Origin of the sequence: Mammaliicoccus sp. Dog046 (assembly GCF_034039665.1) — a bacterium.
Taxonomy (GTDB): Bacteria; Bacillota; Bacilli; order Staphylococcales; family Staphylococcaceae; genus Mammaliicoccus.
Genome location: NZ_CP120131.1, coordinates 307,686 through 323,853, shown reverse-complemented (window position 1 = coordinate 323,853; position 16,168 = coordinate 307,686). Strand labels below are relative to the sequence as shown.

General features: G+C 34.1%; 13 protein-coding genes and 1 riboswitch. Of the genes, 8 read left to right on the top strand and 5 right to left on the bottom strand.

The features are described from left to right. Positions 1 to 31: 31 nt before the first annotated feature. Positions 32 to 141, bottom strand: a riboswitch (TPP riboswitch). Between the two features lie 15 nt (positions 142 to 156). Further along, on the bottom strand, positions 157 to 513 hold the full coding sequence (locus tag P3U32_RS01505; RefSeq protein ID WP_323703841.1) for a DUF2200 domain-containing protein: 357 nt from the start codon (positions 511 to 513) through the stop codon (positions 157 to 159). A 55-nt stretch (positions 514 to 568) separates the two neighbouring features. Further along, positions 569 to 1,777, bottom strand: coding sequence for an MFS transporter (locus tag P3U32_RS01500; protein ID WP_323703840.1), 1,209 nt, complete (start codon positions 1,775 to 1,777; stop codon positions 569 to 571). A 204-nt stretch (positions 1,778 to 1,981) separates the two neighbouring features. Between P3U32_RS01500 and P3U32_RS01495 the strand changes: the two genes are divergently transcribed. Further along, complete coding sequence (locus P3U32_RS01495) at positions 1,982 to 2,602, top strand: LysE family translocator (protein WP_323703839.1); 621 nt, start codon at positions 1,982 to 1,984, stop codon at positions 2,600 to 2,602. A 293-nt stretch (positions 2,603 to 2,895) separates the two neighbouring features. Here P3U32_RS01495 and P3U32_RS01490 read toward each other — a convergent pair whose 3' ends face one another. Then, positions 2,896 to 3,900: an NADP-dependent oxidoreductase gene (locus P3U32_RS01490; RefSeq protein ID WP_323703838.1), complete on the bottom strand. Its 1,005-nt coding sequence runs from the start codon at positions 3,898 to 3,900 to the stop codon at positions 2,896 to 2,898. A 255-nt stretch (positions 3,901 to 4,155) separates the two neighbouring features. Between P3U32_RS01490 and P3U32_RS01485 the strand changes: the two genes are divergently transcribed. Both P3U32_RS01485 and P3U32_RS01480 read left to right on the top strand, forming a co-directional pair. After that, positions 4,156 to 5,535 (top strand): amino acid permease, encoded by a 1,380-nt coding sequence (locus P3U32_RS01485; RefSeq protein WP_323703837.1) that lies wholly within the window; start codon positions 4,156 to 4,158, stop codon positions 5,533 to 5,535. Between the two features lie 90 nt (positions 5,536 to 5,625). Next, positions 5,626 to 5,913 carry a putative quinol monooxygenase gene (locus P3U32_RS01480; protein WP_323703836.1) on the top strand — a complete coding sequence of 96 codons (288 nt, stop codon included), beginning with the start codon at positions 5,626 to 5,628 and terminating at the stop codon, positions 5,911 to 5,913. Positions 5,914 to 6,170: 257 nt separating this feature from the next. Here the strand turns inward: P3U32_RS01480 and P3U32_RS01475 are convergent, their stop codons facing one another. Both P3U32_RS01475 and P3U32_RS01470 read right to left on the bottom strand, forming a co-directional pair. Beyond that, positions 6,171 to 7,490 carry an Nramp family divalent metal transporter gene (locus P3U32_RS01475; protein ID WP_323703835.1) on the bottom strand — a complete coding sequence of 440 codons (1,320 nt, stop codon included), beginning with the start codon at positions 7,488 to 7,490 and terminating at the stop codon, positions 6,171 to 6,173. Between the two features lie 170 nt (positions 7,491 to 7,660). Next, the gene (locus P3U32_RS01470) at positions 7,661 to 8,929 is read right to left on the bottom strand and encodes a pyruvate MFS transporter (RefSeq protein WP_323703834.1); all 1,269 of its coding nucleotides are present in this window, start codon (positions 8,927 to 8,929) and stop codon (positions 7,661 to 7,663) included. 328 nt (positions 8,930 to 9,257) lie between these two features. Between P3U32_RS01470 and P3U32_RS01465 the strand changes: the two genes are divergently transcribed. From P3U32_RS01465 to P3U32_RS01445, 5 genes are all read left to right on the top strand, one after another. Further along, on the top strand, positions 9,258 to 10,892 hold the full coding sequence (locus tag P3U32_RS01465; protein ID WP_323703833.1) for an APC family permease: 1,635 nt from the start codon (positions 9,258 to 9,260) through the stop codon (positions 10,890 to 10,892). A 982-nt stretch (positions 10,893 to 11,874) separates the two neighbouring features. Beyond that, positions 11,875 to 13,980, top strand: coding sequence for a BglG family transcription antiterminator (locus P3U32_RS01460; RefSeq protein ID WP_323703832.1), 2,106 nt, complete (start codon positions 11,875 to 11,877; stop codon positions 13,978 to 13,980). A 19-nt stretch (positions 13,981 to 13,999) separates the two neighbouring features. After that, complete coding sequence (locus tag P3U32_RS01455) at positions 14,000 to 14,470, top strand: PTS sugar transporter subunit IIA (RefSeq protein ID WP_323703831.1); 471 nt, start codon at positions 14,000 to 14,002, stop codon at positions 14,468 to 14,470. 57 nt (positions 14,471 to 14,527) lie between these two features. Then, entirely contained in the window at positions 14,528 to 14,806 is a 279-nt protein-coding gene (locus P3U32_RS01450; RefSeq protein WP_323703830.1) for a PTS sugar transporter subunit IIB, read from the top strand. An 86-nt stretch (positions 14,807 to 14,892) separates the two neighbouring features. Continuing rightward, positions 14,893 to 16,152, top strand: a complete 1,260-nt coding sequence (locus P3U32_RS01445; protein ID WP_323703829.1) for a PTS galactitol transporter subunit IIC — start codon at positions 14,893 to 14,895, stop codon at positions 16,150 to 16,152. The last annotated feature ends 16 nt before the right edge of the window (positions 16,153 to 16,168 follow it).

Genomic DNA, 16,168 nt, shown 5'->3' with positions numbered 1-16,168 from the left:
ATATAGAAAATAGCGTCTACTCATCCGATAAATATAAGTTTCGCCACTTTCCTACGCCAGTATGAACTGGATCAGGTTCAAGGAATTTTAAAGATACACTTTAATCTCAGCCTCTTTATAAAGGCACTTCCAGTGGTCTAACATATGCAATTGTTATTATTTTTCTGTTCTAAAGATATTCTCTTTCTTCTTACCTCTAGCAAGCTCGTCAACAAGCTTGTCTAAATACCTAATTTCTTGCATTAAAGGTTCTTCAATTTCTTCAACTCTCATGCCACAAATCACACCTTTAATGAGCTTTCTGTTAGGATTTTTATTAGGCGCTTCTTCGAAAAACGTCTTGAAATCCGTGTCACTTTCTAATATACGTTGAAGGGCTTCTTCATCGTAACCCGTCAACCAAGTGATAATTTCATCTACATCTTCTTTAGTCTTCCCTTTTTTCTCAGCTTTTGTAACATAATGTGGGTAAACACTTGCTACACGCATCGCATATACTTTTTCATTTTTCAATTGAACTTCCCCCTTAACAATATTTTCATTTCAGCTTTATTCCCACATAACACAACTATTGTGCCATATCTTGTGTCACATGTGAATGATTTATACTTTCTTTATAACTCATGACGAAGAATATAATGCTCACAAAGGAAATGAGCGATAAGATACCAAACAATTCAATACTGTTATGGAGATGATCTAATAACAACCCACCAAGAAGCGGCGCTAATAAACCACCTAACTTTTGTAAGCCTGCTAATGAATAATAACTGCCTTTATAATTTTCTTCCGATAATTCATCAATTTGAATATCGACCATCGTAAATACGAGCATTTCTCCTAATGTAAATAAGACCATCGCCATGCCTTGATATAGTAAATGGTCCATGACACCCATGAAAAATAATCCAATCGGCATAAGTACACCACCTACAATGATCGAAGTTCTGATAGACGTCCATCTACTAAATTTAAATATAAAATATTGGCAAGTTAACACTGTGACACCATTGATGGATAACAATAATGCGAAGCGTTTTGATGCTTCAACTTGCGTATGATCTAGCGCAAAATATTGTGGTAACACACCCGACATCACATTATATCCAAATACGAATAAAATGAGACCAATCATTAATAATAGAAATGCTTTATTTTTCATCGCAATCATAAGCGTATCTTTAATTGTAGATTGCTTCTGTTTAACAGAAATTTGAAAGTTATGGTTATTTTTTATGAAGGTGAATGTGAATATTATTGTATTAAGCACATATGCACTGACAATGATGTTACAAATAAAATGAATACCAAATTGTTGGATTTGTGTAGATAATAAAGGCCCTAATACTGCAGAAATGTTAATAATATAATAGCGGATATTAAATACGATATGTTTATTAGACTGATCTGAAAATATAGCAATCATTGCTTTATATGTAGGAGATAAGAAACTATTGCCAACACTATTTACAATTGTGAATAGAATAAATCCTTGAAATGTATTGATGAAAGGAAAAGTAACAAAACTCAATGTTACTAATAATAATCCAGTATAGATGATGATTTTTTTATTTATTTTATCGACAAATGGTGCAGCAATAAAACTCATAAATAAGGACGATACTGCAAACATTGAAACAATAACCCCAATTTCAAATCCACTATATTGAAACTGTTTTGATAAATATATCGAGAGAAACGGAATAATTAAAAAGGTACTGAATCGCTCTAAAAATGTTGCGATAAATAATGTATAGATAATACTCGGTAATTTCATAAGATGTATGCACCCCTTTAATTTTCAGATAATTGCATTATGATGAGTGTATATGAAGCATTCCGATATGACAACCCGATATTGAATAAAAATCATTTGTATATGATATAGTATGCTAAAATTCATTTTAAATTTCATATAGTTTTCTGAACGAATATTTGTTATATTTGTGAGAATAAATATTCATGACAGGAGTAGATTGCATTGGACAATTGGTTAAGTTTCGTATTTATCGCATTAATTATTATCATCGTACCAGGCCCTGATTTTTTCATTGTTCTCAACAATACATTAAAAGGCAATGCTAAAAATGGCATCATGGCCGGATTAGGTATTTCAAGTGCACATGTACTATATTCAACCTTAGCAGCATTCGGGTTAATCTTTATATTAACGACTTCTTATTACGTATTTACCGGTATTAAAATTTTAGGTTCCATTTATATTGCCTATTTAGGAATTAAAACCATTTTAAATGCTAAGAAGACGTTTAATATTAATACCGATCAAAATAAAAAATTAAATATCGGCCTTGGAATGTCATACAAACAAGGATTTTTAAGTACACTCTTTAATCCAAAAGCAATATTATTTTATGTTAGTATATTACCTCAATTTATATCTAAATCAGACGGTTCAATGAAAATCATTATCCTGTCATCACTATTCATATTAACTGTGTTCGTTTGGTTCTTCTTATGTAGCTATTTATTTAACTATATAAGACAAATCTTTAATAACGCCCGAATCAAATCAATGTTAGATTACGCAATAGGTACCGTATTAGTAGGATTAGCAATCAGTATATTTAGAATGGGTAAATAAAAGAATCCCCATCAGAACAGAGGTGTATCATTAGAGTTGAATGCTAAAAATTCAATTCTAATAGTGCACTATAGATGTTCTGATGGGGGTTTTTAATGTCAGAATTATGAATTGTCTCCCATACAGCTCTCTTACGGACAGAATTCCGGATTGTGTCCCTTACAACTCTCTTACGGACAGAATTCTGGATTATGTCCCTTACAACCTTCTCGCAACCGTCAAAATACCGTTTACCTTTTTACATAAAAAAACATTCACAATTAGGACTCATCCTAATCATGAATGCTTTTCTTTTATATTTCTGCGACTTTTATTACTTGCTTACCGAAGTTATCGCCTGTGAATAGTTTTCGGAATGCGTTTGGAATTTGATCAAATCCTTCGTCTACTGTAACTTCTGATTTGATTTTTCCTTCTTGTACCCATTGTGCTAATTGTTCACTTGCTTCTTTAACGTCTTCGTTAAATTGAGCAACTATAAATCCTTGCATGAGGGCCTGACTTTTGATTAATGTTTGTTGAATGCGTGGTCCTATGTCTTCTCCTTTTAAGTTATATGAAGAAATTGCACCACAAACTGGAATACGAGCAAATTTATTTAAGTGTTTAAATACTTCGTCTGAAAGCTCGCCACCTACATTTTCAAAATAAACATCAATGCCATTCGGAACGGCTTGCTCTAATTGTTCAGCGAAGTCATCTTGTTTATAATCTATACCTTTATCAAAACCTAATTCTTCTGTTAAATAGTTCACTTTTTCAGAACCACCTGCAATACCTACTACGTAAGCACCTTTAAGTTTGGCAATTTGTCCAACGACTGAGCCTACTGCACCTGATGCTGCGGAAACGACTACAGTTTCGCCTTCTTGTGGTTTACCGATTTTTAATAGTCCTTGGTAAGCTGTCATACCAGGCATACCTAATACACTTAAGTATAAATATAAAGGCACTTCATTGGATGCTATTTTTGTTACATATTTCTGATTGATTGTGATATATTTTTGCCAAGGTAATACGCCCGTCACTACATCGCCTTCACTTAATTCATCTACATTTGATTGAACGACTTGCGCTACGATATGACCATTAAATGGTTTATCTATCTCATATGATTGTGTGTAACTTTTTGAGTCATTCATTCTCCCTCTCATATAAGGATCTACTGAAACATATATTGTTTTTAATAGTACTTCATCTTTTTGAGGTTCTTTCACTTCTATTTCTTCATAACGGAATACATCATCTTGAGGAATACCTTCTGTTCTTTTAGCTAATACGATTTGTTCATTCTTCACGATTATTTCCTCCTTAAATTTTATTGATGTTTTTAAACTTCTTCTACTAGACAATAAATTTTAGACTTGAAGCATCTTAGAGTCAAACAGTCTGTTTGGCAGTGTTTTCATCTGCAAATAATAATTACTTTTTATACAAATTTAGTATTTGTGAATCAAAATAATTCAATCGCTATAAAATTACACGATTAAAGTTATTGTAACATATAGAATTTTTAGATAAATCTATGTATAATTATCTGCCGGAGGTGCAACATGAATCAATTTTTCAAAAAGAAAGATTGGCTTTCTTTTCAAACAAATAAAAAACTTAAAAAAACACTTGGCGCATTTGATTTAACCATGCTCGGCGTTGGCGCTGTAGTCGGCAGTGGTATTTTTATATTACCTGGAGAAATTTCTTCTACTATTACAGGCCCTGGTATTATGATTTCATTTATTATTGCAGCAATTGGCTGTGGACTCGCAGCATTATGTTATTCAGAATTTTCTTCAAAAATTCCTCAAGCAGGAAGTGCATACACATATAGTTACTACGTGTTCGGAGAAGGTATCGCTTGGATATTAGGTTGGGCGTTACTACTTGAATATGGTCTGGCCATCGCAGCAGTAGCAAGTGGCTGGTCATCTTATGTTGTTAATTTATTATCTGGTATGAATATTCATATCACGAAAGCATTGTCAGGGTCATATAACCCTGAACAAGGACAGTATTTTGATTTGCCTGCATTTTTAATTATTGCGGTGATCGGTGTACTACTCATCATTGGTGTTAGAGAATCGACGCGCATCAATAACATTATGGTTGTCGTCAAAATATTAGTAGTCCTACTCTTTATTCTTGTTGGTGCTTTTTATGTTAAACCTGATAATTGGACACCATTCTTACCATTTGGTTTCAATGGCGTATTAACAGGCGCTTCGATGGTATTCTTTGCATATATTGGATTTGATGCCGTTTCCTCGGCTGCAGAAGAAGTTAAAAATCCACAAAAAAATATGCCGATCGGTATTATCGCGGCATTAAGCGTATGTACGCTTCTATATATTATCGTCTCAGCAGTACTTACGGGTGTTGTTCCTTATCAACAATTAGAAGGTGTAGGCGCACCGGTTGCGTTCGCATTACAATCAATCAATCAAAATTGGGTTGCCGGTTTCTTATCATTAGGCGCAATTGTTGGTATGACCACTGTGATATTCGTTATGGCTTATGGTGGTACAAGACTTATCTTTGCGATTAGTAGAGATGGCTTATTACCAAAAATATTATCAAAAACAAATCATAAACAAACACCTGTTCAAAATACAATCATCCTTACAATTTCAATGGGTATTGTTTCAGGTCTCGTGCCACTTGCGGAACTGGCATCGTTGATTAATATTGGTACGTTATTTGCTTTTTGTACAGTATCTATAGGTGTCATTTTCTTAAGAAAAAATCCAAACCTACCAACGGATGGCTTTAACGTTCCGTTTTATCCTGTACTACCAATAATCTCTTGTGTGATTTGTTTATACCTTATGACGAACTTATCTCAAACAACTTGGATTGCATTCATTATTTGGTTTATTTTAGGTATTATTATTTATTTCACATATGGTATAAGACATTCAAAATTAAAAACTTTTTAAATTCCAAGCTTTCAAAATTTACTTTTGGTTTGCATTCTGTCATGATGCATTTATAGAAATTAAATTTGTTTAGAAGGAAGCGACCATTAAATGATTATTATCAATGCTAAATTCGAAGTTCAAGAACAAGCAGTTGAACAATACGAAGCATTAATCAACGACTTAGTAACATCTTCAAGAAAAGAAGAAGGAAATATTGGATATGAACATTTCAAATCCACAATCAATGACAATACGTACTTAATGTATGAAGTATGGGAAAGCCAAGAAGCAATTGAAGCACATAATACAAGTGAACATTTCAAAAGTTTCTTTGCAAATGTAAAACCATTACTAGCTGGACCATCAGATATCAAAGTAAGTTTAAGCCAGAACTAAATAACACAAAATCCCGAGACACATCGTCTCGGGATTTTTTTGGATATAAGAAAGATATAGTGCGTTTTGACCCTAATCGCACTATATCTCGACTATACCCCTTTTGTCTTCGTGCGTTTGATACCTAATCGCACGATATCTCGGCTATACCCCTTGAGTCTTCGTGCGTTTGATACCTAATCGCACGATATCTCGACACCCAAAACATTCATATTTCAAAAAAAGAGTCTAGGATCTCTGTCCCAGACTCTCTCTAACTACATAAATTCTGAAATTGTACCGAATATCAAATAAATATTAAGTACACTTAATACTACAGCCAATAACCATGAAACACGGCTCACCCAACGTTTATTAACAAAACTTTCTCCCATAATTTTAGGATTATTTGTTGCAATGATCAAAGGTATAATGCTAAATGGTAATGCGATACTTAAGAATACTTGAGTCAAAATTAACATATCTTCAATTTTCGATTCGCTTGAACCATATAACCATAAGCATAGAAATACAGGTATCACAGCTATACCTCTCGTTAACAATCGACGTACTATAGGACTTAATTTGATTTTCAAAAAGCCTTCCATAACAATCTGACCAGATAATGTTCCTGTAATTGTAGAATTTTGACCTGATGCTAACAATGCGACAGCAAATAATGTACTCATTATTCCTCCACCAACTGCACCGCCAATGTGTGATTGTTGTAAAGCATGATATAAATCAAAGAATCGTCCTAGTTGTTCATGATTACCAAAGAAACTAGCTGCACCTAATACAAGGATTAAACAGTTAATAACAAATGCAATCGATAGTTGAATATTTGAATCAATCGTTGCATATTTTATCGCACTTTTCTTACCTGAATCTGTTCTTTCATAATTTCGAGATTGTACAATAGATGAATGTAAGTATAAATTATGTGGCATAATTGTCGCACCTATAATACCAAGTGCAATGTAAAGCGCACCTTTATTCGTCACAATTTCTGAATGAGGTATAAAACCTGCAAATATACTACTCGCTTCTGGTGATGATAAGTACACTTCAAATATAAATATCATTAATACCGTAAGTATAAGAACTCCTACTATTGCTTCTATTTTTCTAAAACCTAATTTTATAATCGTTAATAATAGCAAGACATCAAGTACTGTAATTGTGACACCTAACCATAACGGTATATTAAATAATAAATTCAAAGCAATCGCACTGCCGATAACTTCAGCAATATCCGTTGCCATAATCGCTAATTCTGCAAGAAGCCATGCTACTTTGCCTAGAACATGATTTGATATTTCTTCTGTTACTTGAGCAAGATCCATACCACTCGCGATACCTAATCTTGCACACATACTTTGTAATAACATTGCTGACAAACTAGAAAGCAATATCACAAATAATAATATATAACCATACTGCGCCCCACCAGACATTGAAGTAATCCAATTTCCTGGATCCATATAACCAACAGCTACAAGTAACCCTGGTCCTAAATACATGATAAATTTTCTAAAGGCATTTGCTTCAGCGTCAAATGAGACTGTATGATTAATTTCTTCTAAACTCTTGCCCATTTCAAACACCTCTCTTACAAAGAGGATAAACCTATTAATATAATTTGTAAACATTTTTATTAGGCATACCTAAATATTAAGTAAAAAAAGATATCAGTAGCTGGCTACTGATATCTTGCTAATATAGATTTTAGTGTTTTTAAATAAATGATACACAAGAAGCTTTTATTTTATACATTTTCATCTTTAACTAATGGATTGTCAGGTTTAATAAAGAACCACATTAGAATTGCAAGTGCTACTGGGATCATTATTAATTGTAATGTTAAGTGCCAACCTATCTTATCAGCAAGTATACCCGCTAAGATTGGACTTAAAAGTGCCCCTATATTCCCCCATAAGTTCATCCATCCTGAAACTGTTCCTGAGAAGTTTCGTCCTAAATCAGTGGCAGTTGCCCAACTCATACCCATAGACAATCCTACGCCACCTAAACACATTGATAACCAGAAAATATTGATATATAAATTATCTGTTGCTAGTGCGAAGTATAATGAAATACAGAATACAACAAAACCTGTAATAGCAATAATTCCACGTGCAACAAACTTAGATTTACCACTTGATAAAATCTTATCTGAAATAGTACCACCTAGCATGATCAGCACGAACATCGCTAACCACGGCGCACCAGCAATGAATCCCATGTTATTATAATCCACATGATGTTCTTCATGTATATATGTAGGTAACCAAATTAAAAATAATGTAATTACGAATTGCACTACGAAATACTGTATGGCAATTGCATAAAAACTGAAACGTTTGAAAAATATTTTCCACGGTGCTGTTGTCTTTCCAGTTTGTACAACATCACGTGTTTCCATGATAAATCTTTTCTCCGCTTCATTTACCATCTTATGTTGTTCTGGCAAATCTTTCGCTATGATCGCCCATAATACAGCTAATAAAATACCAACTAAACCGAAGATATAGAATACCGCTTCCCAACCGAATGCATTCATAATAGCAATTGTTACAATCGGCGCGATAACTGGTCCGAAGTATGATCCTGCTAATAACGCTGAAGATGCACGACCTTTTTCATTTTTATTAAACCAGTAACTATTAAATACTGCGTTCGATGGATACATTGGTGCTTCACCTACACCAAATAGAAATCTAACTAAATACATTAAACCATGATTCTTAACTATACCTGTCAAGATTGTAAATGCACTCCACCAAATTAATGCGATGGTTAACATTTTCTTAGGTCCAAACTTTTCAGCAAGGATACCTGAAGGGACTTGCATTAACGCATACCCTAGTGAGAAGAATGATGCTAGGAGCCCGAACTGTGCTTTATTCATATTCAAATCTTCCATCATTGGTCCTGCAATGATAGAAATGTTTGAACGGTCCATATAAGCAATAATCCCAATAATAAAGAATGCGATAGCAAAATACCATCGTATATTTGTCCTTTTTTGTTCCATAATTATCCTACTTTCATATTTAATTTTTATATTCATACGGTCATATGATGAGTTGATTAATAAATAGAATATAGCATAATTAGGAAACGCTTACAATAAGAAATTAAAAAATTTATAATATATTATCTTTGTGATAAAATGCACAATTGCGTTCCTCTTAGTCACGCCCTATAATGCGATTTTATTCATTTCTATAACCAAAGTAAAATAGTGATTTTTCCCTATGATTATTTGACTAATAAACACATAAGCGTATAATTATTACCCGTGCATTAACTTTTAAAAAAACTTTATTTGCAATACTAAAAAAATACGAATGGGAGATTTCATGAGTAGTCATAACCAAAATAAAAAAATCAATCTTACACAACTTGTATTGTTAGGGCTTGGTTCGTTAATCGGTTCTGGGTGGTTATTCGGAGCTTGGGAAGCGTCATCTATCGCTGGTCCTGCAGCAATTATTTCCTGGATCATCGGATTTATCGTTATCGGATCTATTGCTTATAACTATATAGAAATAGGTACAATGTTCCCTCAATCAGGTGGCATGAGTAACTATGCGCAGTATACGCACGGTTCCCTACTTGGGTTCATCGCAGCTTGGGCAAACTGGGTATCACTTGTAACGATTATTCCAATCGAAGCGGTATCAGCTGTACAATATATCAGCTCTTGGCCATGGGATTGGGCTAAACCTACAAGTCAACTGATGCATAATGGTTCAATCAGCAATCTCGGATTATTTGCTGTGTTTATCATTATTATCATATTCTCACTTTTAAATTATTGGTCGGTTAAACTTTTAACATCATTCACAAGTTTAATTTCCTTCTTCAAATTGGGCGTACCTATTATAACAATTATCATGCTTATCATTTCAGGATTTGATACAGGTAATTATGGTTCTTCTATGGGTGAATTTATGCCATACGGAAGTGCACCAATATTTGCAGCTACAACTGCGTCAGGTATCATTTTCTCATTTAACGCATTCCAAACAATTATCAACATGGGATCAGAAATAGAAAAGCCTGAAAAAAATATTTATCGCGGTATCTTAATCTCACTATCACTAAGTGCAGCATTATATATCGTTTTACAAAGTACATTCATCACATCAATGCCAGCAGATATGCTTTCAAGTAATGGTGGATGGAGCGGTATTAACTTCGACTCACCTTTTGCAAACTTAGCAATTATACTAGGATTAAACTGGTTAGCAATTCTATTATACTTAGAAGCTGTTGTTTCACCATTTGGTACAGGTGTATCATTCGTAGCAATCACAGGTCGTGTGTTACGTGCAATGGAGAAAAATGGTCATATACCTAAATTCTTAGGTTCAATGAATGAGAAATACAATATTCCACGTGTAGCTATCGTGTTCAACGCTATTGTCAGTATGATCATGGTATCGTTATTCCGTGATTGGGCAGTATTAGCGAGTGTTATTTCTACAGCGACACTTGTTGCATACTTAACAGGTCCAACAACTGTAATATCATTAAGAAAAATGGCGCCTAAAATGCACAGACCATTCCGTGCAAAAATGTTAGGTTTCATAGCACCATTTTCATTTGTGATGGCGTCACTCGCTATCTATTGGGCAATGTGGCCAACAACTGCACAAGTTATATTTATTATCATATTAGGACTACCAATTTACTTCTTCTATGAATATAAAACAAACTGGAAAAACACTAAAAAACAAATCGGTGGAAGCTTATGGATAGTGACTTATTTAATTATCCTGTCATTCCTATCATTTATCGGAAGTAAAGAATTTAATGGTTTAAACTGGATTCATTATCCATATGATTTCATTGTCATTATCATTGTTGCACTTATCTTCTATAAATTAGGAACAACAAGCTACTTCGAAGGCATATACTTTAAAAAAGCCAAAAGAATTAATTCAAATATGAAAGACGAATTACCTCAAGAAGCACAAGATCAACTATAATATAAAGCTGAGCAGGAACACATTCAATGTGTTCCTGCTTTTTTGTGTAGAAGATATATTTGATATAGATGAAAATGGGTATCTCTTGGATTAATTCCGGAGTTAACTCACAACTTCGACCTTCTCTTGGATTAACTTTGGCGTTAACTCACGACTTGGGCTTTCTCTTGGATTAACTTCGGAATTAACTCACGACTTGGGCTTTCTCTTGGATTAACTTTGGAATTAACTCACGACTTCGACCTTTTCTTGGATTAACTTCGGCGTTAACTCACGACTGTAACCTTCTCTTGGATTAACTTCGGAATTAACTCACGACTTTAACCTTCCCTTGGATTAACTTTGGAATTAACTCACGACTTCGACCTTCTCGTCGCTTAATTCATAAGTTAATCTACGACTTCACCTATCTTGTCGCTTAATTCATAAGTTAATCTACGACTTTCACCAACTCGTCGCTTAATTCAGGAGTTAATCTACAACTTTAACCATATCGTCGCTTAATTCAGGAGTTAATCTACGACTTCATCTATCTCGTCGCTTAATTCAGGAGTTAATCTACGACTTTACCCATCTCGTCGCTTAATTCATAAGTTAATTTACAACTTTAACCATATCGTCGCTTAATTACAAAGTTAATCTACGACTTGGGTCATCTCGTCGCTTAATTACAAAGTTAATCTACGACTTTAACCAACTCGTCGCTTAATTCAGGAGTTAATCTACGACTTCGACCAACTCGTCGCTTAATTTAGGAGTTAATCTACGACTTTACCTATCTTGTCGCTTAATTCAGAAGTTAATCTACGACTTCACTCATATCGTCGCTTAATTCAGGAGTTAATCTACGACTTCGACCATCTCCCCCAATACACATACTACCTTCCTCAAAATCCTTTCATTTCAACATCCCCACCCTATAATCACAAAGGTGTACATACTAACACATAACAATTGTGATTAAAGTTTGTACAACTCTTTGATGTGCTGTGTTAAGTTTAGATTAACAACGAAGGAGGGATTTAAAATCCAAACAGAAAACTTTAATATCATTTCCGAAATGATTAAAAATCCAAAGGTTAAAGGCAAAGATTTAGAAATCATGTTCAACATGTCTCGCCGACAACTTGGATACAGAATCCAAAAATTAAATGACTGGTTTAAAGAGCAAGATTTTCCGGAGATTGAACGTACAAGCCAAGGTTATTTTATTGTTGATGACTCCATTAAAGATTTTCTCAATATTTCAAATGAATCCCCCACTCAACAAAATGAGCAAGTATATACTGCCTATCAACGTGCACACCTCATTTTATTGATGTTGTTTAGTGAAGAGGAAGGTTTATCTTTAAATCACTTCTCTATCGATTTACAAGTTAGTAAAAATACAGTTCTTACTGATATCAAAAAATTAAAAGAGTTACTCGAACCTTATGATGCAAATCTTCAATATAGCAGAACGAAAGGCTATTTTTTGGCAGGTAATGAATTTGAGATTCGAAGGTTACTTACAAGATTAATTGATAAAGTCTTTACAATGCACATCTCACAAAATGAAATAGTACATGGATTAAAGATTGATGAGTCAAAAATAGACATCATTAATAACCAAATCACTAAAATCGAACAATATTTAGATAGAAAATTTATTGACCAAAGTACACGGACTTTACCTTTCAAACTTTATTTGATTTTGCGAAGGATTAAATATGATAAAACAGTTTCATCTTTCTCTATTGGTTATGATGACTTATCAGACACAAAAGAATATCAAGCTACAGAGATTTTAACTTCTCTATACCCTAATATTCCTAGACAAGAGAAATTGTTTATCACATTGCAGTTATTATCTACAAGTGTTCAGTGGTCAGAATTAAGTGACATTCAACATATTCCAGAATTAAAACAAGCACTTGAAGCGATGATTACCCAATTCGAAAAGATCACAGTCATCACATTTGCAGATAAAGCATCTTTAATTAATCAGCTGATGCTACATATGGAAGCTGCTTTCTATCGCATTCGCTACCAATTATCAGACGTCGATGGCTTAGAGAATTCACTTAAAGAGGATTACAAAGAGTTATTTCATCTCGTGAAATTATCATCACGACCGTTAGAAGAATTTTTCGGACAATCTTTACCCGATAATGAAATCGCTTACTTAACAATATTAATTGGGGGTAGTTTACGTAGGCAGAATGAAGATATCGACCAAAAAGTAAAAGCCGTTGTCGTTTGTACACAAGGTACATCCATTTCTCAACTGATGTTACAAGAATTAAGAAGTGTTTTTCCTGAACTTATATTTTTAGATGCATTGTCATTAAGAGACTTTAATCATTATGAATTAGATTTCGATATTGTCTTTTCACCAATGCATGTTATGACAAATAAACGTTTGTACATAACGAAGACGATATTAACCGCTCAAGAGAAACATGAATTACGGCAACATGTATTTGGACAACTGAATCACACGCTTGAAACGGACATACAAGTTGAGAAAGTATTATCCATCGTTAGAGATTATGCAACCATACATGATGAATCCGAACTGTTCAAAAAAGTGAAAGAACAATTTGAAGATACATTTGCTTATTCATCCGTAAAAGCTTCCACATTATCATTGAACAGTCATTTGAATTTACAAGATTTATTACCAACAAACCATATTCAATTCGTCAAAAGTGTCGATCATATTCAAGACGCCATTCGATTAACTGCTGAACCGCTTCTCAATATGAACTATATTGATGCGCAATATATAGATGGTATGAATGATGTATTTGACGATACGTATATGATAATTAATCAGAATATTGCGATACCTCATGCTGATGGTGAACAACATGTACATCGAACTGCCATGAGTATGTTGATTCTAGAAGAACCTCTTAAATTAAGTACAGGTTTCGACGTGCATATCTTCGTCGTCATTGCAGCAACTGATAAATTCAAACATTTACGACCATTGCTGCAATTAAGAGATATGGCACAAGATACACAAGCAATCGCGAATATTGTAAATTCAAATACAATTTCAGAAGTCTTTGAAGTGATTAAGCAATTTTCAAAAATAGATTAATTTAAAGGGGTTGTATATTATGCAAGATTTAAAGATCGACATCTCTAACGTCATACTCGATTTAGAGGCAACAACAAACGTCGAAGCATTGGGTCAGTTATCTGAACTCATGCAGCACAATGGATATGTTAAGGCATCCTACAAAGATGCTGTTATAGAAAGAGAAGGTACATTTGCTACAGGGTTACCGACTGTATATTGTTCAGTCGCCATCCCACATACAGATACCGAACATGTCTTATCGAAAGCGATTGGTGTAGCGGTCCTTAAAGAAACAGTCCCTTTTGTCATAATGGGCGAATTAGAAGAAACAACAGATGTTAAATTGATTTTTATGCTAGCAATGGATAAAGAGGATGCGCAACTTTCACTCTTACAAAAATTAATGGGCATCTTCCAAAATGATGAACTATTATCATTTATTGCTAACACGAAAAATAAACAGTCAATTGTAGATGCAATTGATCAAGCACTTAATGAATCAAAATAAAAAATATATATGGAAGAGTACGATGCTTACATCGGCTCAAACAAGGAGGAAATTATTATGAAACAAGTACTAGTAGCGTGTGGAGCAGGAATCGCAACATCAACAGTGGTAAACAATGCAATAGAAGAAATGGCTAAAGAACACAATATCAAAGTAGATTTAAAACAAATCAAAATCACTGAAGTCAGTGCCTATGCATCAACAGCAGACTTATTAGTGACAACAGCGATGACACAAAAAGAATATGACTTCCCTGTGATCAATGCTCGTAACTTCTTAACTGGTATCGGTGTTGAAGATACGAAGAAAGAAATATTAGACGCATTACAAAGTTAAATTCAATACAAAATTACAAACGTGTGGTTGAAATTCTAATTTGATATTTCAGCCACATGCTTTTAAAAAAAGGGATGGTGTAAAGCATGAATGGTTTCGTTAATTTTATACAAGCTTTTCTTGATTTAGGTGCAACGGTCATCTTACCTATTGTTATTTTCTTATTAGGATTATTCTTTAGACAAAAGGTCGGCGCAGCTTTTCGATCGGGATTAACTATCGGGGTAGCATTTGTAGGTATTTTCTTAGTTATTGATTTACTTGTTAACAATTTAGGACCCGCTGCACAAGCAATGGTCAAAAATTTAGGCGTCAGTTTAAATGTCATTGATGTTGGTTGGCCAGCAACTTCTTCAATTGCATGGGCTTCTGTCATTGCTGCATTTATTATTCCATTAGGTATCGTGATCAATGTGATCATGTTATTAACTAAGACAACGAGAACAATGAACGTAGATATTTGGAATTTCTGGCACTATACATTCTGTGGCGCTATGGTCTATGCCATTTCAGATAGCATCTGGCAATCTCTTGTTGCTGCTGCCCTATTCCAAATTGTCTGCTTGAAAGTAGCTGACTGGACAGCACCAATGATGAGTAAATTCTATGATTTACCAGGGGTATCTATTGCAACTGGTAGTACGATTTCATATGTTCCTGGTATCTTCTTAGTCAAAGGACTTCAAAAAATACCTGGCGTTAACAAATTAAATGCAGATCCAGATACAATTCAAAAACGATTCGGTGCTTTTGGTGAATCTATATTTGTAGGTCTCGTACTTGGTTTAGCAATTGGTTTATTAGCAGGATACAATGCAGGCGATGTCATCAACTTAGGTATGTCTATGGCTGCTGTAATGGTATTAATGCCACGTATGGTTAAGATTCTTATGGAAGGTTTAATGCCTGTTTCTGAATCAGCACGTACTTGGTTAAACAAACGATTTGGTGAACGTGAAATATACATCGGCTTAGATGCTGCAGTTGCATTAGGTCACCCTGCTGTTATTTCTACAGCATTAATTCTTGTACCTATCACTGTGTTACTTGCAGTTATTTTACCAGGTAACCAAGTTTTACCTTTTGGAGATTTAGCGACTATACCGTTTATCGTTGCTTTCATCGTAGGAGCTGCACGTGGTAATATCATTCATTCTGTTATTGTCGGTACAATCATGATCGCAATTTCATTATATATTGCAACAGATGTGGCACCAATTTTCACAAGTATGGCTGATGGTACAAACGTGAAAATGCCTTCTGGATCTTCACAAATTTCAAGTCTTGACCAAGGTGGTAACATCTTGAATTACATTATCTTTAAATTCTTTAGTATATTCAATTAACATAAATGGGAGGACT